16 protein-coding genes and 1 pseudogene are annotated in these 23646 nt (G+C 43.4%); 6 read left to right on the top strand and 11 right to left on the bottom strand.

The genetic code is table 11. The features are described 5' to 3' along the window. Positions 1–99: 99 nt before the first annotated feature. From DWW23_RS19375 to DWW23_RS19405, 7 genes are all read right to left on the bottom strand, one after another. Positions 100–2889 (bottom strand): glycoside hydrolase family 78 protein, encoded by a 2790-nt coding sequence (locus DWW23_RS19375; protein WP_122355238.1) that lies wholly within the window; start codon positions 2887–2889, stop codon positions 100–102. A gap of 112 nt (positions 2890–3001) precedes the next feature. Continuing rightward, the gene (locus DWW23_RS19380; protein ID WP_122355388.1) at positions 3002–3463 is read right to left on the bottom strand and encodes a DUF4252 domain-containing protein; all 462 of its coding nucleotides are present in this window, start codon (positions 3461–3463) and stop codon (positions 3002–3004) included. A gap of 4 nt (positions 3464–3467) precedes the next feature. Next, a complete protein-coding gene (locus DWW23_RS19385; protein WP_122355240.1) occupies positions 3468–3875 on the bottom strand; it encodes a hypothetical protein in 408 nt (135 codons plus the stop codon). Beyond that, positions 3865–4377 carry an RNA polymerase sigma factor gene (locus tag DWW23_RS19390; protein ID WP_122355386.1) on the bottom strand — a complete coding sequence of 171 codons (513 nt, stop codon included), beginning with the start codon at positions 4375–4377 and terminating at the stop codon, positions 3865–3867. Before DWW23_RS19390 ends, DWW23_RS19385 begins: the two co-directional genes overlap by 11 nt. Beyond that, positions 4367–4816 carry a DUF4252 domain-containing protein gene (locus tag DWW23_RS19395; RefSeq protein ID WP_122355242.1) on the bottom strand — a complete coding sequence of 150 codons (450 nt, stop codon included), beginning with the start codon at positions 4814–4816 and terminating at the stop codon, positions 4367–4369. The genes DWW23_RS19390 and DWW23_RS19395 overlap by 11 nt, the downstream gene beginning before the upstream one ends. 158 nt (positions 4817–4974) lie before the next feature. Then, complete coding sequence (locus tag DWW23_RS19400; protein WP_122355244.1) at positions 4975–5886, bottom strand: DMT family transporter; 912 nt, start codon at positions 5884–5886, stop codon at positions 4975–4977. Between the two features lie 23 nt (positions 5887–5909). Then, entirely contained in the window at positions 5910–7139 is a 1230-nt protein-coding gene (locus DWW23_RS19405) for an MFS transporter (protein ID WP_122355246.1), read from the bottom strand. A 414-nt stretch (positions 7140–7553) separates the two neighbouring features. Here DWW23_RS19405 and DWW23_RS19415 point away from each other — a divergent pair, with 414 nt between their 5' ends. Then, complete coding sequence (locus tag DWW23_RS19415; protein WP_122355248.1) at positions 7554–8993, top strand: glutamate decarboxylase; 1440 nt, start codon at positions 7554–7556, stop codon at positions 8991–8993. Positions 8994–9004: 11 nt separating this feature from the next. Further along, positions 9005–9970, top strand: a complete 966-nt coding sequence (gene glsA, locus DWW23_RS19420; protein WP_122355250.1) for a glutaminase A — start codon at positions 9005–9007, stop codon at positions 9968–9970. A 126-nt stretch (positions 9971–10096) separates the two neighbouring features. On the opposite strand, the pseudogene DWW23_RS19425 reads toward glsA, so the two are convergent. Beyond that, positions 10097–10453 (bottom strand): annotated as a pseudogene (locus tag DWW23_RS19425) (ORF6N domain-containing protein); the annotation flags it as partial. Positions 10454–10560: 107 nt separating this feature from the next. Between DWW23_RS19425 and DWW23_RS19430 the strand changes: the two are divergent. From DWW23_RS19430 to DWW23_RS19440, 3 genes are all read left to right on the top strand, one after another. Continuing rightward, entirely contained in the window at positions 10561–11490 is a 930-nt protein-coding gene (locus DWW23_RS19430) for a site-specific integrase (protein ID WP_122355390.1), read from the top strand. Positions 11491–11979: 489 nt separating this feature from the next. Further along, positions 11980–12165 carry a DNA-binding domain-containing protein gene (locus tag DWW23_RS19435; protein ID WP_122355392.1) on the top strand — a complete coding sequence of 62 codons (186 nt, stop codon included), beginning with the start codon at positions 11980–11982 and terminating at the stop codon, positions 12163–12165. Between the two features lie 33 nt (positions 12166–12198). Beyond that, positions 12199–15660, top strand: a complete 3462-nt coding sequence (locus DWW23_RS19440) for a hypothetical protein (RefSeq protein ID WP_122355254.1) — start codon at positions 12199–12201, stop codon at positions 15658–15660. Between the two features lie 168 nt (positions 15661–15828). On the opposite strand, the gene DWW23_RS19445 is transcribed toward DWW23_RS19440, so the two are convergent. Then, positions 15829–17268, bottom strand: a complete 1440-nt coding sequence (locus tag DWW23_RS19445) for an RNA-binding domain-containing protein (RefSeq protein WP_187576538.1) — start codon at positions 17266–17268, stop codon at positions 15829–15831. Between the two features lie 96 nt (positions 17269–17364). Next, positions 17365–18129, bottom strand: coding sequence for a potassium channel family protein (locus tag DWW23_RS19450; RefSeq protein WP_122355258.1), 765 nt, complete (start codon positions 18127–18129; stop codon positions 17365–17367). Between the two features lie 199 nt (positions 18130–18328). Between DWW23_RS19450 and gadC the strand changes: the two genes are divergently transcribed. Further along, the gene (gene gadC / locus DWW23_RS19455; protein ID WP_122355260.1) at positions 18329–19888 is read left to right on the top strand and encodes a putative glutamine/gamma-aminobutyrate antiporter GadC; all 1560 of its coding nucleotides are present in this window, start codon (positions 18329–18331) and stop codon (positions 19886–19888) included. A gap of 95 nt (positions 19889–19983) precedes the next feature. Here the strand turns inward: gadC and DWW23_RS19460 are convergent, their stop codons facing one another. Further along, positions 19984–23589, bottom strand: a complete 3606-nt coding sequence (locus tag DWW23_RS19460) for a glycosyl hydrolase (RefSeq protein WP_122355262.1) — start codon at positions 23587–23589, stop codon at positions 19984–19986. Positions 23590–23646: the final 57 nt, after the last annotated feature.

Below are 23646 nucleotides of genomic sequence, written 5' to 3' on the forward strand. Positions count from 1 at the left end.
TACTCGTTTGTTATTTGATAGATAATCAGGGTCAAATACCTAATATCTCGCAAATATAACATTTTAGAGCGTTTACTATAGCTTATAATTGCTTCATTTTTACTTTTGTACCATAAAGTTATAGATTCCTGATCCTATTTCTATTTTGATCCGTCTGTTTGTAAGAGGACTGAACTTCATTCCCTGTCGTGTTTTCAAGGGTATTCCGCTTTCCGATATTTGCTCGATAGTACTGGCGGGGAGACAGACTGAAGCCTGGCTGTTTGCCGGTATCTCGACTCGCAGTTCGAATGTATCCTCATTGTCTTTCCAGTCCGACCGGATCAGTCCGTAGGGAGATTCGTAGGATGTATTGGCATAGCGGATATCACCTACCGGTTCCGGTTTGATAACGATATTCCTGAAAGCTACCGACTCTTTTTCCTGGCGTATGCCGCCGAGTCCACTGAAAAGCCATTCCATCAGGTGTCCCAGCATACAATGATTATTGGAAACAAATCCGTATGCCTGCCATGATTCTGTCAGGGAAGTAGCGCCATGTGCGAGTTGCCAGCCATAGCCGGGAACGTCGTATTTACAATTCATATCGTAAATCACATCGGATGCATCATTCTCTTCCAGTGCGCGAAGCACATACCGATATCCGACATCTCCTGCTGTCAGGGCATTGTTCCTGTCACGGATATCAGCGATCAGATTCTTGAATACCTGCTCTTTGTTCTCCGGTTCGACCAATCCGGTATATAAAGCGATAGCATTGGCAGCCTGGCTGTTGCGATCGTATTTATGATTCGATCTGTTCCAGAAGGTATCGTTGAATGCTTTTTTGATCCGGGCTGCCTGTCTGGCATATTTGTCGGCATCAGCCGGTTTATTCAATAACGATGCTATCTTTTGCATGATCGTCGTATTATAGTAGAAAATAGCAGTCGCTGTTACTCCGTTGGAAGTCAGCTGTGATTCGCCGGGATGATTCGGACCGATGTCGTACCAGTCTCCCAGACCGTAGGAAATGATATAGTTATCGGCTTTCGATAGCAGGTAATCCAGATAACGCTGCATGTCGGGGTAATTCTTTTCGATGAGTTGTTTATCCCCGTACCATTGGTAGACGTACCAGGGAGAGATAATAAAAGCACTTCCCCATTCGGGTGTGTCTTTGAAACCTCCTTCAAACTCCACCAGTTCGGGGGCTGTGGTGGCGATCTGCCCGTTCTTTGCTTGTGTCGAACGCATATCGTTCATCACTTTCTCATAGAAACGGGCCATATTGTACCGGTATTGGATAGAGTATTGCATCAGGTGGGCCACTTCCAGCCAGCCTAGTTTTTCCCGGTGGGGACAATCCGTCAGGACACTTGCCATGTTGCTGCGGACAGACCAGTCGATCAGGTTATATATTTTGTTGAACATTTCATTGGAACAACTGAATGACCCCGTTTCCTCTGCAGAGTTGCAGGTATGGAGTCCGGTGATATTCACTATTTCAGGTAGTTTTTCCGGATTCGGTTCTCCGCTTGGAACAGCCCCTTCGATTTGTACATAACGGAAACCGTAATAAGTGAATTGTGGTTGCCATGATTCCGTTTGATTGCCTTTGGGGGTATAAGTGAAATAAAAAGGATCGCCGGAGGCACTTTGATTGATACTGTTATCAGGATTCAGTAATTCTGCCGGATAGAGTTTGACTGGCTGTTTACCGTTTGCCCGGACTGTCAGCCTGAGAATGCCGGAAAAGTTTTGTCCCAGGTCATACACCCAGCCTCCTTTTTCTGTCCGGAGGATACGGACTGTCGGGATATGATCGCGAACTTTTAACGGAGGGATACGTTGGGATAATAATGTTGTTTTCCAGTTGGAATCGATGGCTTTGTTCCAGTTTTTATCGTTGAAGCCGGGTGATGACCATCTTTCCTGTTCTTTGGTGGCATCGTAATCTTCTCCGCCGTAAATACTGCTGAAGGTAATAGGACTTTCGGTTACTTTCCAATCTGTGCCGGAGACGATATTTTGTACACTGCCGTCGGTATATTCCAGTTGTATCTTCATAATAAATTTAGGTGCTCCGTAGGAAGTGAGCATTTTGTAATACCGTTCTCTCGGAATATTGAAAAAGCCGTTGCCCAGCATGATCCCTACCGCGTTACTGCCTTGCTGTAACTGTCCGGTAATATCGAAAGATGCATAAAGAGCACATTTATCATACTTGGTCCAACCCGGATCGAGGAAATGATCTCCTACCTTATTTCCGTTCAGGAACAGGTCGAAATGACCGAGTCCGGAAACATAGGCGACAGCACGTTTTAACAGTTTGCCGACCATGAACTCTTTTCTGAATTGGGGCAGGCGATACATTCCCGTTTTCTTATCACCGAGAACGTTGTTTGCCAGCGGAGCATGGATGCCGGTAGTGATAATCTCATCCTTTTTATCTTTTTCTAAAGCGATCCATTTGGCATTACTCCAATCTTTTTCCGAAAGTAATCCGATATGGAACCGATTGACGGAACTCCAGGGAGATACATTCCCTTGTTTATCCCATATCCTTACTTTCCAGAAATAAGTATGTCCGGCTTTTATCCCGTTCCCTTCAAAAGGAACCAGGATAGAGGCCGGACTATTTACCTTCTGGCTGTTCCAGACAGTGCCGTTGTCGGAGTTGAGAGCTTCCGGAGTGTCGGCTACTAAGATTTGCCAGGCGGATTGCTCAAAGTTTCTTTCTTCCGCATTGATCTGCCAACTGAAACGGGGTTGAAGTTTTTCTATTCCCAAGGGATTCGTTTCCTGCTCGCATGTTAAGTGATGGACAGAGAAAGAACCTTTGGCAAATATTGCCAATGAGAGAAAGGAAAACAATATGGAGAGACGGAATGACCTTGTCTTTTTCATTTTGTACAGAATTAAAGTGTTACGATCCAAGCTGTACAAAGATGCTCATTTATAAGTAAAAGAAAGTATTAAAAATGATTTTATGACTTAGGAAAATGACACCTCCTGCCTTTTACTTATTCATTTCCTTCGTGATCTCCTGAATATCCTGCAAAGTAAAGTTGCCTGATAACCGGATCACATTAAAACTTTTGTCCGTATCGGCGAGCATGATCAGTTCGCTGATCAGGTCTCCCTTTTGTTTTACATAGAAAGTAGCACGTGTTTTACCGTCTTTTACCTTCATCAGTTCTTCATGATCCTTACCTATCAGGTTTTTGAAGTCGTTGCGCATAGTCTCTTTTATACTATTGTTCTCGGTCGTAAGGATTTGCAGACCTTCTATTTTCCCTTTCAGGTTCATCAGGTTGAGGCCGTTCGTTTCAAAATTAGGCATCATCTGGAACATCGCTTTCGAGATAGAAACGGAGGTGACATTATCCATTTCGGAATATTTGTCGAACAGTTTGTTTTGTGCAAAACAGATGCTTGTGCAGCATAGAAAGAGAAGGAGTAATATATTTTTAGTTTTCATCTTGTCAGTCATTTAAATGTTTATTCAGAATACGGTTTACTTTATTTATTTCCTGTTGGGCATCGTTTATCTGGTCGATTCCCTTGTTCAGGTTGGAAGACATAAAAGCGAGTGCTTTCTGGGCGGCTATGGCGGCTTCCTGCGGATTGGTATAGGTATCGGCCAACTGTTGTTTGCCTGTATTCAGGTCTGTCAGTCCGAAGATACCGACACAAAGCAGCAGGATAGCTGCGACGGCTCCGCTAAGCCAGTACAATGAACGGCGGTGAAAAGATGAACGGACCGTCTCTTTCTTTTCAGCGGCAGCCCAACTGTCGATCTGCTGCTCCAACCGCTCGGAAAGTCCTTCCGGCAACGTCTGGTCCTCCCGGAGGACTTTGTTGATTAATTCATCTATCTGTTTATCGTTCATATTCGTATATTTTATCAAATTGTTCCCGGATTACTTTGCGTGCCCGGGAGAGTAACACGCGTATGTTTACGGCATTCAGGCCGGTGATCTGTTCTATCTCGTCCATCGAGCAATCGTCTATTCCCCGAAGGCGGATGACTTGTCGCTGGTTTTCAGGCAGCCGGTCAATCAGTTGCCTGATTTTCTGTTCCTTATCCTTTGTTTCCAGTTCTTTTTCCGGGGAAGCATCGGTTGCCAGCGTAATGACTTCTCCTATTTCTTCTTCCCGGCGGGTGGCACGGGGCGACCGGAGGAAGTCGAGGCAGAGGTTTTTGACCAGCGTGACGCAGAAGGCTTCGGGGTTTGCTATATCGGGCAAATCATCCCTTTTATTCCATAACTTGAAGTAAGCATCCTGCAGGATATCTTCGGCGTCCGCTTTGTTTTCGACAAGTGCATAAGCGATCCGGAAGAGCTTGGGGTGGAAGGAGAGGAACTTTCGTTTAAAGCTCTCAGCATCCATTCCCATGATCTATCATCACTTTATCTATGTCGGACGGTTTGATTTTGCCTTTGATGCGGACCAGGGCATTCCTGCTGCCGGTCGTGAGAACTACCAGTTCGCGGATCATATCTTTTTCAATGCGGACCATTACTTTCGTGCGGCTGCCTTTCTCATTGGAGGTAAGCATTGTTTCGAAGTCTGGGTCTTTCAGTTCTTTGATCGCTTTGACAAAACGTTCTTTTATCTCGTTTCTGCAGTCACTGAATTCGATCACTTCAATGCCGTTCACTCCCATGGTTTCGGTGAATATACTGGCAAGTTTCATGGTGATATTACCTATCTTGACATGATTGATCTGTTCTATTTTAGAGAATTCTTTGAACAGGTCGTTCATAGTCTGGCTATTTCCTGCCTGGCAGATCAAGATCAGTGCCAGGATAACAAAGTATCGTTTCATCTTCCTATTGTATTAAATGATTACTAATCCGGTTTATTTCCGCCTTCCTTTTGCGCGCTTTGGAAGAGCTTCATAAGGGAGACGGGAGCAACGGATAAGTTGTTACAAAGAAAGAGAAAAAAATAATATGCCAATGGGGTAATGTGCCAATATGCCAATTATTTTGAAGCGGTGGCTTTGTCTTTACTTTCCGCTATTTCAACAAAATAGACGCTCGAACAAATCAGGAGGATGGCGATCATCTGGAACCAGCTGAAACGGTCCTGGCCGATGGAAAGGGAGACGATGGTGGCAACGATCAGTATCAGGTAGCCATACAGGGCAACCAGTGTCGTACTCAGATATTTCAGTCCGATAGGGATCAGCAGGTAGCTGATCGTCGTAGGGAAGATGAGGACAAACATCAGGACGAGGAAAGGAGTCCATTCAAAATGGCTGAATAGATGGGCGTCGAAGCCGGTAACAGCCATGACGGCCAGTGAAGAGAAAGCAGCTCCGAGGAAACTGTAACGTAGCATATTGAGTGAACTGACCCTACCCAGCACGACATTGCTTATGATTAAATAGGCGGCGTATGCAATGGAACTGAGCATGCAGAGCATGTTGCCGGTAAAAGCATCCGAGGCCAGGTCGTCGCTTTTCTGTGTCAGGATACAGAGTAGTGCACCACCTAATCCGATGGTAATACCGATGATTTTCATTGCTGTGATCCGTTCTTTCAGGAAGATAACAGACAGGATGAATACCCAGATCGGCTGCAGACTGCTGAACAGTGAACTGGATACCGGCGTTGTTTTGCTGACTCCTATCAGGTAGAAGAACATGAAGCCGAACAGTCCGATCGCTCCCAGAAGGAACAAGGTAACCTTTTCACGCAGCGTTGTCTTGTCCTGTTTCCAGAATATACTGATAATCCAGAACATAAGGGCTCCGAATACACATCGGAACATGACGCCTGTCAGCGGTGCGATCCATAAAGGAAGCAGATATCTGAGCGCGTTCGCATTCAGACCGCTGAAGGTTTTCGATATGATCATACTTAGGTTGGCTTCTGTCTTTTTATTCTTCATAAGCTTAGCGTTTATATGCACCTTTAATTACTTTTGAAACTATCGTTGAACAGGAACGAATCCTGTTTGATATAAGCCCAAACAGCTGCTGCCAGGGCAATGGTCATATTGAATATGAAGGCAAACTGTTGTGTTTCTATATGGAGCATATCTTTAAATATATTTATAATGAACGGGCATAACAGGATCGCCAGATAATTCATCGCCATCACGAAAGCCAGTGCCAGCGTTACTTTTTCAGGGATAGCCGTGCGGGTTGTCTTGTCGTAAGCGATCGGCTGGATAATGCCATAGGCAAGCCCAGTAAAAACACAGCCTAAACCGATCAGCCATTCCGTCCTTGAAATCAGGATCAGCAGCATCCCCAGCGCAATCGAGAGCAGGCAATAGAATTTTGTTTTCTTACCCAGTAAATCTACGATCTGGTTCAGTACGAACCCCGGAGCCATGATCGCCAGGAAAAACAGCGAGATCATGATACCCGAATTACCACTGGTAAAATGATATTCTTTCATCAGGAAAGGCAGGTTGAAACTGACAATGATGACGAGGTAAGTCGCCAGCCCGTAAAATCCCATGATCTGTACAAGGTGCCTGACCTGTATACCGAATTTCCCGAATGCCGGATCGCTTTCTTTTCCTTTTTCTTTGGTTGAAACAGTCGCGGAAGCGGGTAGGGGACTTATATTCTTTTTCAGGTAGAACGACAAGACGATCGAAATAAGCGGAAAGAGATAAACCAAGAATGGCAAATGCCAGTTGATCTCCGCCAGATAACCGGTCAGTACGGTTGCCAGCACCAGTGTCACGTTGGTGATCGCAGAACTCAGGCCGAATTGCTTTGTCCGGTATGTACCGATAAAGAATCGTGAAATAAGCCCGGTAGAAAGGGGAACGATCAGTCCTGAACCGATTCCAAGCAATGCGCTGACAGCGATCAGTTGCCACATTTTGGTCGAGAGCAGGTACAGGACACCGCTTACGGCAAAGATGCTTAACCCGATCTGTAATAACCAGATATTATTGATCTTTTCAGTCAGCTTCCCGGATAGGATTATGAACGGTATGATCAGCAGGGAAGGCAACGACGACAACATCTGTATATCCAGTTCCGTCGAATGCGGAAATATCACCGAAAGCTTCCCCAGGATAGGAGAAACGGCCAGTCCCGGCAGCGCGTTCAGTGCCGAGATCGACCATATACCTATTAATGTGATGAGGGGAATCGTCCCCTGTCCTGTCTGTATTCTCATACTTAAATAGCTGTTTTATAAGACAGAAAACAATTCTTATGACTGAATGTTCATTTGAAAGGTTATTTCCGTTACTAAAAAAACTATCGGTATCGGCAATCCTTAGAGGAAGCAAAGCTTCCTTGGAAAGGCCTCAGCGGGCGAGCGTTAAGCGCAGCAGCCGGAGTGAGCGCCCGGAGGCTGCGTTGTTTGAGCGAAGCGAGTTTCGCAGATGACAGCGAACGTAGGATGCGGAGTAGCGAGGCAGGTGCAGCCTTGATCTTTTGTTTACTTTTGGATCAAGCCAAAAGTAATTAAATATTGCATGTTTAACCAAAAACGGAGAACAATTGCCGTTGGAGGCTGTTTTTGCACTACAAATCGACGCACGAATGTCGGTTGCGCCAATTCTTAAATAATTAAAAACAAAAAGACATGAAAGATTCAAGTTTTAGAGAAGGTGATGCCAAAACCGCGATTTTTGGCTCTAATGCGATGTTGCATCCGGCTCCGGTAGATGTAATCCCCGATGGTCCTACCACTCCGGAAATTGCCTATCAGATGGTAAAAGACGAAACTTTCGCTCAGACACAACCCCGTCTGAACCTGGCTACATTCGTTACTACCTGGATGGATGATTATGCAACGAAGTTGATGAACGAAGCAATCAACATCAACTATATCGACGAAACTGAGTATCCGCGTATCGCTGTGATGAATGCGAAATGTATCAATATCATGGCCAACCTGTGGAACAGCCCCGAACAGGCGCAATGGAAAGCCGGTGCATTGGCGATCGGTTCTTCCGAAGCATGTATGTTGGGTGGTGTTGCCGCCTGGTTGCGTTGGCGTGAAAGAAGATTGGCCCAGGGTAAACCGGTAGACAAACCTAACTTCGTTATCTCTGCCGGTTTCCAGGTTGTATGGGAAAAGTTTGCTCAGTTGTGGCAGATCGAAATGCGCCAGGTGCCTTTGACACAGGAACATATTACTCTCGACCCGCAGGATGCCCTGAAGATGTGTGACGAAAATACAATCTGTATCGTTCCTATCCAGGGTGTTACATGGACAGGTCTGAACGATGATGTGGAAGCTTTGGACGCTGCCCTCGATGCCTATAATGCAAAGACAGGCTACGATATTCCTATCCATGTGGATGCAGCTTCCGGTGGTTTCATCCTGCCATTCCTGAAACCGGAGGTTAAATGGGACTTCCGCCTGAAATGGGTACTTTCCATCAGTACTTCCGGACATAAGTTCGGACTGGTATATCCGGGTTTAGGCTGGGTAGTATGGAAAGACAAGAAATACCTGCCGGGTTCCATGTCTTTCAGTGTAAATTATTTAGGTGCAAACATCACTCAGGTCGGTTTGAACTTCTCTCGTCCTGCAGCTCAGATCCTGGGACAATACTATCAGTTCATCCGTCTCGGATTCCAGGGTTACAAGGAAGTGCAGCAGAACAGTATGGCTGTAGCCGATTACCTGCATGCTGAGATCGGCAAGATGGCTCCGTTCCAGAACTACAGCAAAGAAGTGGTAAACCCATTGTTTATCTGGTATCTGAAACCGGAATATGCTAAATCGGCCAAATGGACATTATACGATTTGCAGGATAAACTGAAACAGAGCGGATGGATGGTTCCGGCATATACATTGCCTGAAAACCTTGAAAACTGGGTTGTTATGCGTATCGTTGTCCGTCAGGGATTCAGCCGCGACATGGCAGACCAATTACTGGGTGACATCAACAACGCGATCGTTGATCTGGAAAAACTGGAATATCCGACGCCGACCCGTATCGCACAGGACAGAAACCAGAAAGTAAAAGGTTCTGTATTCACTCACACAGGTATTCCAAAATCAACTAAGTAAGCTGTTTGAATATGGATAAAAAGATTTCCGTTTCGCAAATAAAGGAAGCGGCTCAGGAGGCCTATGAGATGTACAAAAGCAACACGGATGGAAAGAATGCCGATTATATCCCTTATCTGGCTAATATAGATAAGAACCTGTTCGGTATCAGCATCTGTCTGTTGGACGGAAGTATCATTCAGCTGGGCGATTCCGAATACCGCTTCGGTATCGAATCTGTGTCGAAGGTACATACCGCTGTGTTGGCTTTGCGCCAGTACGGGGCACAGAAGCTTCTTCAAATGATCGGGGCCGATGCAACCGGACTGCCGTTCAACTCTATCATGGCTATCCTGCTGGAAAAGGATCATCCGTCTACTCCACTGGTGAATGCCGGTGCGATCACTGCTTGTAGTATGGTACAGCCGGTAGGTGATTCCAATAAAAAATGGGAGGCGATCGTCTCCAATATCACCGATCTTTGCGGCAGCGCGCCTCAACTGATCGACGAACTGTATAAATCGGAATCGGCTACCAATTTCAACAACCGCTCGATTGCCTGGTTGCTGAAGAACTACAACCGTATCTATGACGATCCGGATATGTCGCTCGACCTGTATACCCGTCAGTGTTCATTGGGAATCACAGCCGCTCAATTATCTATCTGCGGTGCCACGATTGCCAACGACGGTCTGAATCCGGTATCCAAAAAGCAAATATTCGAGGCATCCTTGTCACCGAAGATCACTTCCCTGATCGCTACCGTAGGTTTCTACGAACATACAGGTGACTGGTTATACACTTCCGGCATCCCTGCAAAGACAGGTGTAGGTGGTGGTGTAATGGGCGTGATGCCCGGCCTGTTCGGTATAGCTGCTTTTGCCCCTCCAATTGACAGTGCAGGTAACTCTGTAAAAGCACAATTGGCTATCAAGTATATAATGAATAAACTGGGTTTGTCTATTTTTAATGGCGACCGGGTTACAATAACTGAATAACAAACAGTTTATTCTCTTAATTGGCAAGCCTCTTTGTCCCTTATTATAGGGCGGGAGGCTTGTTTGATATAAATAGAATGGGTTTTGTAGATTTCGTTATTTAGGTTTAATAAATCCTATCAATTATCGGGTAGCAACAAAAGCACGTGTTATCAGAATACTTGTTTGTACAGCGATATTACTGCGAAGTACACTTGACAGCATTACTACACCATGTTCGGTAAAAACAAATGGAAGAGCTGATTTTGGGCGTTTGGTATGTGATGTCATCACAATTTGTGATGACATATTCTCCCATTCCTGACTTGTTAATTGAAACATGAAATCTTCGGGAAATCGATCTATATTACGCTTTACTGCTTGATTTAATACACGTGTTTCGACTTGATATAATTCAGCCAGATCGCTATCGATCATGACTTTGTGTCCTCTTATTTCATAAATCTTGTTTTGGATTAATTTGAATTCTTCTTTGTTTTTCATAATTAATATATTTTGATTATTAAACTATGCCAACAAAGGTATAGTTTTCAATTAATATACAATACGGTTTAATTCTGATTCTTTCTATAGTTACTATTATTATGCTTATGACAACAACCTTTTTTCCCTATGTCGATGCGTTGGTGAAACGTAAACGCAAGGCTGGCAAATATTCAACTGCCGACCTTTACCGTGCTTCTTCCAACTGGTTGCTGCGGTTCTGCGGAACTGCCGACCTGTCGTTCGACGACATTACCCCTGGTATGATAGACCGTTTTTGTGACTGGCTCCTGGCGCTGGGGCATCTGAAAACGAACTCGGTAAACAGCTATCTCAGCAGTTTCCGGGCTATCTATCATACTGCAGTTCGTGAAGAATTGGCCCCTGTCAATCGTCTTTCGCCTTTCGCACATCTCAACCTGCGGCAGGAGGAAACAGCCAAACGGGCCCTTCGTATCCAGGCAATGGAAGAGATCGCCCGGATGGATCTCTCAGTCGAGCCGGAGTTACAGGCTGCCAGGGATTTCGCGCTTTTCTCCTTTCTTGCCTGTGGTATGCCGTTTGTCGACCTGGCTCATCTTACACACGACAATATCGTCGGTGATGAGTTGGTATATAATCGGTGTAAGACGAATGTACTGGTACGTGTCGGTATCACTCCCGGTATGCGGCGGCTACTCGACAAATATTCGTTGACAGGTAACCGTTATCTTTTTCCTGTATTGCAGGAAGAGGCAGACGGTGAACGATTATACGAGGTTTATAAACAAGCGCTGCACCGCTATAACGGTTGTCTGGCGGAGATAGGGAGTCGTCTCTCTATCCCGGTTTACCTTACCTCGTATGTTTTCCGGCATACCTGGGCGACAGAGGCTCTGCGAAATGATACTCCGGTGGCCGTCATCAGCCAGGCACTCGGGCATACTTCCGAGAGAACGACGCGCCACTATCTGGCAGCTCTTGATCAATCAAGACTCAATTCGGCAAATGAGATTATTACAAAAGGATTGGACGTCTTGATAGGAGTGAGGGCGTAACCTTATTTGTGAAATAAGGTATTTTGCCCCGTTTTATACAAGCTGTGAAAAACAAAGTTTATACTAATGTGGGAACAGGGCAAATATAGGAATTTTATTTAGACAAAGACAAACATATCTGCTTATTATTAGGTGGGTAGGGGATGATTTAGATTAAAAGATGAAATTCATACGTTTTTTCATGAATTATGGGTATAGTAAGGCGGAGGGTATCTTTTCCCTTCTCGAGAGGGGGCAGGGGGGGGTTAATACTCTAAATAAAGACTATCCAGATAGAAAATCACAGATAAAATAGTTAAATCCGCGTCAATCTATGTAGTTCGTGCTTTTGTATAGTAATTTACACACCCCCTACCCCTTCTCGAGAGGGGAGGAAGTTACTCTCTGTATATGATAATCGTAAGATAAACTGATACCTTATTTCACAAATAAGGTTACAGATCCATAGGTAACGCCTTGTCCAACCAGCAGGCTCAATCATTTATTATTATGGCTGAAAAAATTATTTTGACTGCCGATCTTTACGACAACGCCGTCACGGAGCGAAAAGGCGATTACACAGCGAAGCCCCGTATTACAGGAACAGTACGAAACCATCAGATTGCCGAACGCATCCTGGCAAGAGGTTCTGAATTACGTCTGGATACAATCGAGTATATCCAGGAAATGAGATAAAGTACTTAAATTCTAATATTTACCTATTTGCACATGAAAAAGATTAATACAAGCCAATCTAAACTAACCACCTCTCTGATTTGGCTGGTGTTTTTGGGAGGTATTTTAATATCGTTGCCTGCTAAGGCTCAAACTACTGTGAGCGAGTTACAACAATTGATTAATGATGTTCCGGCTAAAGGGACGAAAGTTATTGATTTAGAAGGAAAAACTTACCAACAAGCCGATATGCTGGAAATTACCGGAGGTAGGAATATTACTCTAAAGAATGGTACACTTTTAAGATATAACTTTTATTCTCCCGGAACATTTGTGCATGTGATGGATAGTTATTTGACGTTAGAGTCTGTTGTTGTAGATGGCAACGAAAAAAATATGAATGTAGAAGGTCCTCTCATTAGATTGCTTAGTTCTGACTTAACGGTTAAAGCAGGGACTATAATAAAGAATAATGATATTATAGGCAAAGTAACAGCCGGAGGTGTTATGGTGGACGGAAGTTCTTCTTTTGTTATGACAGGAGGAGAAATAGGTCGCTGTTATGATCATAACATGGGGCAAGTCTATGTTGCTAAAGGAGGACAGTTTACAATGACTGGTGGTACCATCCGTTCTGTTTGTACCGAAGGCAATGCTACAATAGGAGGTTCAGCCAAGATTACATCTTACTTTAGACTGAATGGAGAGTATCATCTGATGCTTTCTTCTGCTTTGGAAAATGTAATTCCTATTTGGAGAATATTGGCAAAAGAAGGTGCCATTGCTGTGACAGCTACGGATGGATACACTTTGACAACTGATGATGTTGCTAAATTCAAGGATTATCAAAATAATTGGTCTTTTGATCTAAAAGATGGCAATATTATATGTACCGAACGGTCTTCCACTGTGAACAGCGAAGACGAACTACAGAAGAAAATAGATGCGGCTCCGGTAGGAAGCACAGGTTCTCCCACCTCTATATCTATTGGAAATGTGGAAATTACGAAAGGTGTCACTATCGATGGTAAATATATTACATTGACAGGAGGGAGCATTATAGGAAACAGCAGTAATTCCTGGATTACCCTGAAAGGAGGAGGACTTAATTTGAATCAAATAAATATAACTCGAAAAGGATCATCAAATGGTTCACCTGTATATCTCGACAGAGGGGGACAATTGATTATCAATAATTCAATCATTGACGGCGAACGGGCTTTGGAAGGTGCTATCAATGTAGGGTCCCAGTCCGGATCCATAGTAATAAATCAGGGTACAATAAAGGGTATTATTTCCAATATGAATGCTTCATTAACCTTTAACAGTGGAAGTGCTACTACTATATTTAGCAAAGTACCGGTCAAGTTGAGTGGAAACGTGCAGATAAGCGGTGGTGTCTCATGTGAAATTATTTTGATGAGTGCCCCTCTTTACAAGTTGAAAATGGCGATATTAAACCAATCTTCCAATGTTATAGCCAGCGGTACAGGTGGTTTCATTCTGACGGAAAACTATCTTTCCATGTTTGAATGCATTGATACCGAATATAAATTGGTGTGGAAAAACAATCAGATCCTTTATGAAAAGACAGGTGGAGAGACACCCTCTGTAATAGAGACAGAAGATGAACTGCAAAAAGCCCTTGAAGCTGCATCCCCAGGTTCTGAATCTGCCCCAACGATCATACCCATCAAGAATGTGACATTGACAAAGCCTCTTACCATTGATGGTAAATATATAACCTTCAATGGAGGAAGTCTGGTATCTTCCAACAGCTCTGCTAAGATAAACATCAAGAAAGGCGGACTTATTCTGGATAATATTTCACTCTCTGCCGGATGGAGCAGTTCCGGTAAATTCATTACAGTAGGCAGCAATGGAACACTGGTAATTCGTTCGACAGCTACTATCAGCAGTAACTCCAAAGACTTGAATTTGATTTATATAGAAGCAGGAAGTACGTTGAAAAATGAGGGGATTATTACCGGATGCATATCGAGTAGCGGTATACTCTATTTAACCAATGGAACAATTCACGGTCAGGTGAGTTCTTTTGGCCTGTTTTACCTGTCAGGAACAGTGAAGATAGATACCGGAGTCTATCTTTCCGGAAGTGCCGCGATAACGATGACGAGTGTTCCTAAATATCTATTGCAGATATTAACCGACGGTGAATCATCAACTGTCGTAGTTAAAGGAGGAAGTGGTTTTGTTCTTTCTGAATCGTATTTAAATAAGTTTGTCTGTATAACGGAAAACTGGCAGTTTATCTGGAGTAACAATCAAATTTTGGTAGTAAAAATACAAAGTACGAATTATAAAGTAACCTGGAATATACCATCCGGTGTAACAGTCAAACCGGAAAGCGGATATAATGCAACTTCTATCGTAAAAGGTGCTGATTTCAAGTTTACAATCGTCTTTCCTTCCAATAAAAAAGTAATTGTAAAGCAAGGTTCTATCGTGATAACTCCCGATGCGAATGGGGTCTATACACTTACCAACATTCAGGCAGATATAGTATTGACAATAACGTTGGAAAATAAAATAGGATATACGGTAACTCTTCCTTCTCAAACCGGTTTTGATATTAAAGCTGTTGACGGATATGACGCTTCACTTATACTGGAAGGTGCTGATTTCAAATTTAGTATCAAACCGAAAGCCGGGTATGAAAAGTATATTGTAAAAGTGTTCGTCAATAATACGCTTATAACTCCTGCCGGCGGATCGGTATATACTATTGTAAATGTACATGCCAACCTGGTTGTGAGAATAGAGGTAACACCACCAGTCATTGAAGGAGTGTTCAATATTATTTGGAATGCAGACGAAGGAGCAACGTTAGTTCCAGAATCCGGCTATGATAAGAATACAGTGAAGCTGGGGGATGATTTTAAGTTCCATATTGTAACAGATGCCTTACATAAAGGTTGGGAGATACTGGTACGGGTTGACGGTATTCTTCTTTCTCCTGATATTTGGGGTATATATACCATATCAAACATTCGTTCGAATAAAATTATAGAGATTACTATATCTGAAGTATTTAATATAACATTCGTAAAACCGAGAGAAGATGTAAAAATGGTGGCTGAAACGGGTTATAATCCGGAAAGGGTACTGGCCGGAAATGATTTCAGATTCCGACTGGAGAGTAAGTATAAAGCCAACCAGTTACAGGTGATAGCCAATGGAGAATTATTGATACCTGTAAATTCTGTATATACTATTTACAATGTATACGAAAATAAGATTATAACTGTAACTGTCAATACATCTGTCGGAAATGAAGATATTCATTCCGACCGGGTAGAAATAGTAATAAGGGATCATAAACTCTGCATCAAGCATCAGGAGATGAAAAATATACCTTTATATATAACTTCATTCGGAGGAAGTATCGTTAAGACAAGCCTGCTGAATGGAACCTATACTGAAATAGATATTCCTGTCAAAGGGGCATATATTATTTTCTTTGAGGGATTCAGTCAGAAGATTGTAATAAAATAATAAAGTATTAATAACAGGCATGGGTTTTCATAAAAAGAAGTCCATGCCTGCTTTTTTAGACCATCCATTCTTTTGCTTTTTTCGGTAAGTATTGTCTCTATATATCGCACTCAGCTATATTTTTGATGAATTATTCTCTTGAAGTAACAGTAATCATCGTATAATAATTTAAATTATTTTGATTGCTTTCCCTTTTTCCGTAAGATAATATCCCTGTTTGGGATGATTGGCTTGAGGATATTTAGGGGCAATTAATTCTACTTCCAGTGCAGGGTTTAGATAGTGTTTACGAAAATAAGTCCGATGGCTCAATAAAAGTCTTTCCATTATCTCGGTTACCGACAAAGTTTCTTGTCCGATGACGGCTAATAATGATCTAACTTGGTCACTAACTTGGTCACTAACTTGGTCACTAACTTGGTCACTAACTTGGTTTGCATACCGAAATATAACCCATACGAAATTACCGTTTGTATGAAATTCCGGTTCCGGAAGTTCTACTCTTTTACATTCGTTTATCATTAGTCCGATGCCACGTCCCCAACTTTCCAGCACTTTTCTTTTATATAAAACATCCGCGATTAATGGATTTTGAGGTTCGGAACGATGTTCGGATTTTAGATTCTCTATGCTTATATCTGCAGGGAAAGTACCGATATTTTCTATTTCTATACGATCATCATAAATAGCTATTCCGACAGATCCACCCGGAGAATGGTATTGCCTGTGGCAAAGAGCGTTGATTATACTTTCTCTCAAAGCTTTCACCGGAACATTTAATTCTTCTACCCGTTCCATACTTTCTATCTTTCCGGATAAAGACAAATGTTTGAAAAAGAATGCCATAGCAGCATCCAATAGCTTGAAAATATTACCATGTATACGTTGATTGTCAATAAATTCCTCTTTGTTTATACCTTTAAATCGAGCCATTCTCAAAAGACATTGTGGATAGTTGGAGGTATCATCTGCAAACAATACAGCAGCGGCATTTTTCAGTTGTCCGCTTTTAGACAGTTTTAATTTCTCCAGAATAATGGATATATCTGTAAGTGCTGTAGATTCTGGTAACCGGCCACTTTCAATACCTAATCGCACAGTTTTTAAAATCTCGTCTTTATCGAGGTCTTCTTGTTTTAAATCTTCATTTATTAATGCTTCCCAACCAAAACGAACTTCATCCCGCTGCATGAGTAATTGATTATATGTAGACTGGGACATTGTAGAAGTCGTACTTTCTATTCGTATATATGGACGACCTTTATAAGTGAATGGGCGGGTATATCTTTGTTCTTCAACATGGATAGCTATGATTTTCTTTTCAGAATTATCAGATAGCGGAATATAACTTATTTCAACAGCTGCTAAAGGTTCAAGACGTTGAAGTGCATCGGCGATTATACGTTTTGTCTGGTCACTGATTTCCTGACCGGTAATTTTTCCTTTATCTGTAACTCCGAATAAAATAGTCCCGCCTTTTCCGTTTAAGAAAGCGCATAAAGTCTCCATTGCCCGTTCTAATTGTCCGGTAGTTTCCTTAAACTCTATTTGCTCGGTTTCTTTTTGGCTAACTAATTCTTTGATATTTTCGAGTGTTACTATTTCCATGTTTGTGCATTTCATATTTTAATCATTATAAAATGATTGATTTAAGTTGATTACAAAGATAACTTTTATAGTGAAGTAGGCTTGTTTCCTGCCATGTTATTTTTCTCCTTCTGCAGGCTTTGATACCGTCTGCTGTTTCGGTTGCAGTGTATTGTCTCCATTATATAATTCATTCTTTTTCTTATTCGCATTCTGTACCAGGCTGGTTACATAAACGGTAAAGATAGGGAACATCATCATCCCCAATGCAGCCAGCAGGACCGATAATATCCTTCCTGTCGGGGTGACGGCATATATATTCGAACCGACTGTCGTCACGTCCATAAAAGCCCACCAGAGGGCGTCGTCGTAGCCGGTTACCTGCGGGTTTACCTTGTGCTCGATCACGAAGAATATCAGGCTGGAGAAATAAACCGTTGCCAGCAGCATGGTCAGATAAGAGACGAACAAGCCCGAAGCTTTGTTCGACGACAGCCAGCCCACCACGATAGCCAGCGCATAGCCGCTACGTGCCAGCGGAATAAAACGCAGGAAATAGGTGATCTCCGGAGAGAACTCGATCCCGTAATAATTAATAATATTCAGATAAGGAATGGATACGATCAGGAAGATAAAATGACTCTGCAGATAATATAATTTACGTTTTGATAAGAAAAACTCTAAAACGAAATCGGCAATGAAGAACATACATATCCAGAATTGTATTTTCAGATATGACCCCTGCGTCATAAAGGGAATATTCTTGAATGTATCGATTGAAATTACAACAATAAGGAATAGCGAAAGTAACAAAATGACAACATGCAATACTCCGTATATTCCTCTTTTCTCATAAATAATATCACTGAAAGCAGACTTCATTGCGTTTAATATTTAGGCGTTTAGATAGAAATATTTTAGGCTATCTAACAGTAGAAAGACTGATTTTGTTTTTAACACTATTCTGTTAATTAACCTAGTTTGACATCTTGTTGACAAACTAACACAATACCGATTTGTTTTACTGACATATTTAAAGCGAAACTAAACAAAACAAAATTCACATTTAAACAGTAAATTCATGGCAAATGTAGGAAAAGCAGTAAAACTTGGAGTTTTTACTCTTGCAATTATGAATGTTACGGCGGTAGTGTCTCTCCGCGGACTACCAGCCGAGGCTGTATACGGATTAAGTTCAGCCTTTTATTATCTCTTTGCGGCAATTGTCTTTTTGATACCGACATCGTTGGTGGCTGCCGAGCTGGCTGCTATGTTCCAGGACAAACAAGGTGGGGTTTTTCGATGGGTAGGGGAAGCCTACGGAAAGAAGTGGGGTTTCCTCGCTATCTGGGTGCAATGGATTGAAAGTACGATCTGGTATCCTACCGTATTGACTTTCGGTGCCGTTTCCATCGCCTTTATCGGAATGAACGATGCACACGACATGACTCTGGCTTCAAACAAAATGTACACACTGGCTGTAGTGTTGATCATCTACTGGCTGGCTACCTTTATTTCACTGAAAGGATTGAGCTGGGTAGGTAAAGTTGCTAAAGTAGGCGGTATTGTCGGAACGATCCTTCCGGCTGCCTTGCTGATTATTCTCGGAATTGTTTACCTGTCTATGGGCGGTCATTCGAACATGGATTTCCACGGTGATTTCTTCCCGGATTTCTCTAAGTTCGATAATTTGGTGCTTGCTTCCAGTATCTTCTTGTTTTATGCTGGTATGGAAATGGGTGGTATCCACGTGAAAGATGTGGAAAATCCATCCAAGAACTATCCGAAAGCCGTATTTATCGGTGCGTTGATCACTGTTCTTATTTTCGTACTCGGTACTTTCTCTCTGGGGGTTATTATTCCACAGAAAGATATTAACCTGACGCAGAGTTTGCTGGTTGGTTTTGATAACTATTTCAAATTCATCCATGCTTCCTGGTTATCTCCGATCATTGCGATCGCATTGGCATTCGGTGTGCTGGCAGGTGTATTGACATGGGTTGCCGGTCCGTCAAAAGGTATCTTTACAGTTGGTAAAGCCGGTTATCTGCCTCCATTCTTCCAGAAAACAAATAAGATCGGTGTCCAGAAAAATATTTTGTTGGTACAGGGATGTGCTGTTACTTTATTGAGCTTACTGTTCGTAGTAATGCCTTCCGTACAGAGTTTCTACCAGATCTTGTCACAGTTGACAGTGATTCTTTATTTGATCATGTACCTGCTGATGTTCTCCGGTGCTATCGCATTGCGCTATCGGATGAAGAAAGCGAACCGCCCGTTCCGTATCGGTAAACATGGCAACGGCTTGATGTGGTTCATCGGCGGTCTTGGTTTCTGTGGTTCATTGCTGGCATTTATATTAAGCTTTATTCCACCGAGCCAGATATCTGTCGGTAGTAATACTGTCTGGTTTGCCGTATTGATTATTGGTGCTATTGTCGTAGTAGCTGCCCCGTTCATTATCTATGCTTCTAAAAAAGCATCCTGGGTCGATCCGAATGCACAGTTCGAACCGTTCCATTGGGAAACAGTTAAAGTACAGGCTCCTGCAGCAGGAACTACTGCTACTGCTCAGACTACCAATACAAATAGCACAAGCACAACAAAGGATACAACCAGTACTACAAATACACCCACGTAATCATACTTATGTAATTTCTATTCTACGTACTAAAGAGAAGAGGGGCGGAACCTGGGAAGGTCTCGCCCCTTTATTATACTTAGTGCGGGTGTGTATTAACGAACTATTTCGATGGAAGCAGTTCCCAGTAAACCGGCTTTCGTACTTCCCCGGTACATGGTCGGGACAGACAGGTAGTAGTTGGCTGCCGTATTGTAAAGTAGTATTTCGATCCGGTTGTCTCCGTCTTTTACATATTCTGTGATGTCGAACCGCCAGGGAGGCGTTAGCTTTAACCCGACTTTTTGTTTGTTTACCCAGACTTCGGCTGTAGAGATGACTTGTCCCAGATTCAGGTATATTTTATCGCCGGAACGCTTTTCCAGGCGGACATTTTTCCGGTACCAGGCACCGCCGGAATAGGTAGAAAGACCTTCTATCTGTGTCCAGTCTCCTGCAGATATCAATCCGTCTCCGCAGGTCTGCCTGATCGGTCCGTCGATAGCGGCGCCTCCGGCATTACCCCACGGCTCTTTTATCGATATGGCTATCGTCGATATACGTCTGGAAGGGTTGGTTACGGTTGCCTCGTAACGTGTCAGGCCGTCCGGACGTCTCTCTTTCACGGTCAGATCGCACAGGCTACCGTTTGCCCATACCTTTGTTTCACCGAAGGCTGAGAACTCCAGTTTTTGCAGGCCGGGAGCCGATGTAAAACGATATTGCCCGTAAGTCGGTTCTTCGGTTCTCTTTACGTCGAAAAGCAATAATGATAAGTCTCCCCGGAAATTCATTGCAAGCGGCTTTTCTGCGATAGTTTCTTTTACTATGCGCGGAGTATCTCCGGCTTTGCGTATCACACAATAGGTCACTCCGAATGTATCATAATGGAGGACGACTTCGTTGGTCCCTTTATTGAGCGGAACGGTAGGAGCGGATGGATTGCTTGCTCTTCCGTTTATATAAACCTTAGCCGGCTTGAGTTCTCCGAATACCAGTTGATAGTTACCGGCTTCGGGTGCCAGGACATTCGAATAGAGGTAATAGTTTTTATTCCCGCTGGGGTCTTCTACACGAATTGTTTCCCTGAATTCTTTTTCGAGTTTGCCCATACGGATAAACTCATCGTGCACAGTGGCTTTCAGTCCGTGCCATCCCTGATGCCCGTAGTCGTTTTCAACTCCCCAACGCCATGAGAAGTCATAAGGTTTCCAGGAATATCCTTTATTGTCGATGATTATCCTGTTACTCTGGTAAGGAAGATGGGAGAGAAGCTCTTTCTCCGATAATTCGGGTACGGCTTCCAGTATCATAAACTTGGTACCGTAAGTGAAAGTCTGGTTTCTCCATTCCGAATCGTCGAAAGAAGGAGATTGCCAGTCTTTTGTTTCGGAAGAAGCCTGGTTGTATCTGGCTTTATAGATATAGGCTCCCAGAAGTTCATCCGTAGCAGGCCAGTGGAAATCACCGAACTTATTGTTCAGGGAAGGGTTGAGGTCGAATGACCATTCTCCGTCCAGTAGAATGGTGTTGACGACTTTTTCCTGGTCAGGATTTGCAATTACTACCTTTTTAGCGGGGTCGAAGACGAATAGATGAAGATCCTGCTTTTCCAGCGGCATCCGGATAACGGTTCCCTCCGGTGTTACTTTTGAGGCAGTGATTTCTTTTGTTTTTCCTGTCCAGGGATCCCATAGTTCGAGTCCTCCGGTAGCACGGAAAAAGCATTCGCTGCCCGAAGGCACATTATACACGGCATAGAGGTCTTTGTTTCCCAGTTTGCGGTGCATGATATAGGGTGTATCTTTTTGCGGATGCTGTGACAGGATACGGAAATCGCGGGTAAGATTTGTGTCGATAATATCCAGGACCTCTTTGTTTTCGTTAGCAATAAATGCATTTTTGCTATCCGGCCCGAACAGTTTGTTGAGTATCGACCGGACTTCGGGATCGTTCAGTCCTTTCTTCTCTGTTGCTTCGGGCAGATCTCCCAGGTTGATGACGATCCCCCCGTTTTGTTTGAACCGGAGGGCCTTTTCCAGAGAAGAATGACGGATCGCTTTCATGGACGGGATGATCAATACCCTGAATTCTTCACCGGAGATATTGATCTTACCGTTTTTAATACTGGCTTTGGCAAGCGATTCATAATCCATGAAGTCGAAATCGATGCCTTCCTTATACAGATATTCTCCCAGGCTGAATGCTTTCTGAACCGCTGTGTTGTCATAACCGGCTACGACTGCTTCTACCGGATACAGGATAGCGACATCTGCCCGGTGATATCCCTGCGAAAGGATATAGCTAAGACGTTCGGTACATTCCAGGAATGGTCCCATCTCTTCCCAATAAGGCATGTGGGTGTGGTTGCAGGGAGGTGCCCATTCCCACCATCCTCCCATCGTGCTGTAGTAGAAACCATGCAGGCTCAGCAGGTTTTGTCCCATCACGAAGTTGGCAAATGTGGCATCGGTCAGATTGGCTGTATTGGTGTCCCAGTTACTACTGTGGAAACCTTCCAACCATACTCTGGGACGTTGGTAAAGATGGGCAATGGAAGAGGCTACTTTGTTCTTTATTATATCTTTTCCGAGATTCGGCTGATCGCAACCGGGCGCCTGGTTCCATCGCTGGGTACGGAAATAGTCGCCGAACTCGCTGACATCTTTTCCCCGCCCGCCGTGATCGCAGCCGTAGATCAGATTACGGTCTTCATGCCATTTATACACCGGTATAAAGAAGTTTTCTTCGCTTAACGAAACCATGACATCGTTGTAATCCAACCGTATTTTAGGAGTGGTACTACCGATATCTGTGAACAGGCCGGCAAGATAAGGCATAATATCGTACCCTTTCCGTTTTTTGAACTCGTCCCGGAAGATTGTATTCCATATATAGCCATGCAGGTTGAAGTTCAACTCATCGGAAAAGAAGAAGTTGAGTCCTCCTTTGGATTGTTCCGGAAAACGGTCTTCAAACCGTTGGAAGAAATGTTTGACATAGCTTTTTCCTGAGAGAGGGTGCATCGGATCGAGTGAAGGTGTTTTAGTAGCACTGTATACCTGTGTTACGATCCAGTCTCCTTCGGGTGACTGCCATTCTATTTTATTGCCTGTAACCTTTTTGGACAGGTCGATGCCGGAGTTTTCAATGATCTTTCCATCCGTTCCCAACCGGTAGGCATAGAGGGAAAGTAATTGTTCGTGGCAGGTCTTTTCATATTTGTCTCGGATGGTGTCGCTTTCGAATTTCAGTTCGGCACCTGTTAGTCCCGGATTCTCCTTCAAGGCATCGTCGACATAGGAACCTTGGCCTACTCCCAGTGTATAATCGCTGAGACTGACGGTCATATTTCTTTTTTTCGCTTCATCCATGAACCATCCGAACAGCTCCCACCATTCTTCCGTGAACAGGGCCGGTTTGGAAGGAAAAGTAAGACCGTAGCTGACTCCTCCTTTATCCGAATGGGCATAATTGACCTGTAGGCTGGTGACTTTTTTGGCAGCCATCTGGTCCAGATGATAAGTAAGATGTTCTTTGGTCAGTGTATCTCCCATCCACCAGTAAAAGGGCACTTCTCCATATCCTTTGGGAGGTGTTGCAAATCCGCTTTTCAAGTCTGTTTTACCGGAACGGTCCGGATGACCGGGAGCCAACTGTCTTGTCTGGGCAGACAGGATCTGTGACAGAACGCATAAGGTGAGGATAAGGAGCTTTTTCATGGGTGATTAGTTTATGTCCATAATAAAACAAAAATAGGAACTAATCAGGAGAAGAAT

It is taken from the genome of Parabacteroides sp. AF14-59, assembly GCF_003479515.1.
Taxonomy (GTDB): Bacteria; Bacteroidota; Bacteroidia; order Bacteroidales; family Tannerellaceae; genus Parabacteroides; species Parabacteroides faecis.

Coding starts and splice junctions, on each gene's coding strand:
- DWW23_RS19375 (WP_122355238.1), bottom strand. CDS start 2,889: ATGAAAAAGACAAGGTCATTCCGTCTCTCCATATTGTTTTCCTTTCTC.
- DWW23_RS19380 (WP_122355388.1), bottom strand. CDS start 3,463: ATGAAAACTAAAAATATATTACTCCTTCTCTTTCTATGCTGCACAAGC.
- DWW23_RS19385 (WP_122355240.1), bottom strand. CDS start 3,875: ATGAACGATAAACAGATAGATGAATTAATCAACAAAGTCCTCCGGGAG.
- DWW23_RS19390 (WP_122355386.1), bottom strand. CDS start 4,377: ATGGATGCTGAGAGCTTTAAACGAAAGTTCCTCTCCTTCCACCCCAAG.
- DWW23_RS19395 (WP_122355242.1), bottom strand. CDS start 4,816: ATGAAACGATACTTTGTTATCCTGGCACTGATCTTGATCTGCCAGGCA.
- DWW23_RS19400 (WP_122355244.1), bottom strand. CDS start 5,886: ATGAAGAATAAAAAGACAGAAGCCAACCTAAGTATGATCATATCGAAA.
- DWW23_RS19405 (WP_122355246.1), bottom strand. CDS start 7,139: ATGAGAATACAGACAGGACAGGGGACGATTCCCCTCATCACATTAATA.
- DWW23_RS19415 (WP_122355248.1), top strand. CDS start 7,554: ATGAAAGATTCAAGTTTTAGAGAAGGTGATGCCAAAACCGCGATTTTT.
- glsA (WP_122355250.1), top strand. CDS start 9,005: ATGGATAAAAAGATTTCCGTTTCGCAAATAAAGGAAGCGGCTCAGGAG.
- DWW23_RS19430 (WP_122355390.1), top strand. CDS start 10,561: ATGACAACAACCTTTTTTCCCTATGTCGATGCGTTGGTGAAACGTAAA.
- DWW23_RS19435 (WP_122355392.1), top strand. CDS start 11,980: ATGGCTGAAAAAATTATTTTGACTGCCGATCTTTACGACAACGCCGTC.
- DWW23_RS19440 (WP_122355254.1), top strand. CDS start 12,199: ATGAAAAAGATTAATACAAGCCAATCTAAACTAACCACCTCTCTGATT.
- DWW23_RS19445 (WP_187576538.1), bottom strand. CDS start 17,268: ATGGAAATAGTAACACTCGAAAATATCAAAGAATTAGTTAGCCAAAAA.
- DWW23_RS19450 (WP_122355258.1), bottom strand. CDS start 18,129: ATGAAGTCTGCTTTCAGTGATATTATTTATGAGAAAAGAGGAATATAC.
- gadC (WP_122355260.1), top strand. CDS start 18,329: ATGGCAAATGTAGGAAAAGCAGTAAAACTTGGAGTTTTTACTCTTGCA.
- DWW23_RS19460 (WP_122355262.1), bottom strand. CDS start 23,589: ATGAAAAAGCTCCTTATCCTCACCTTATGCGTTCTGTCACAGATCCTG.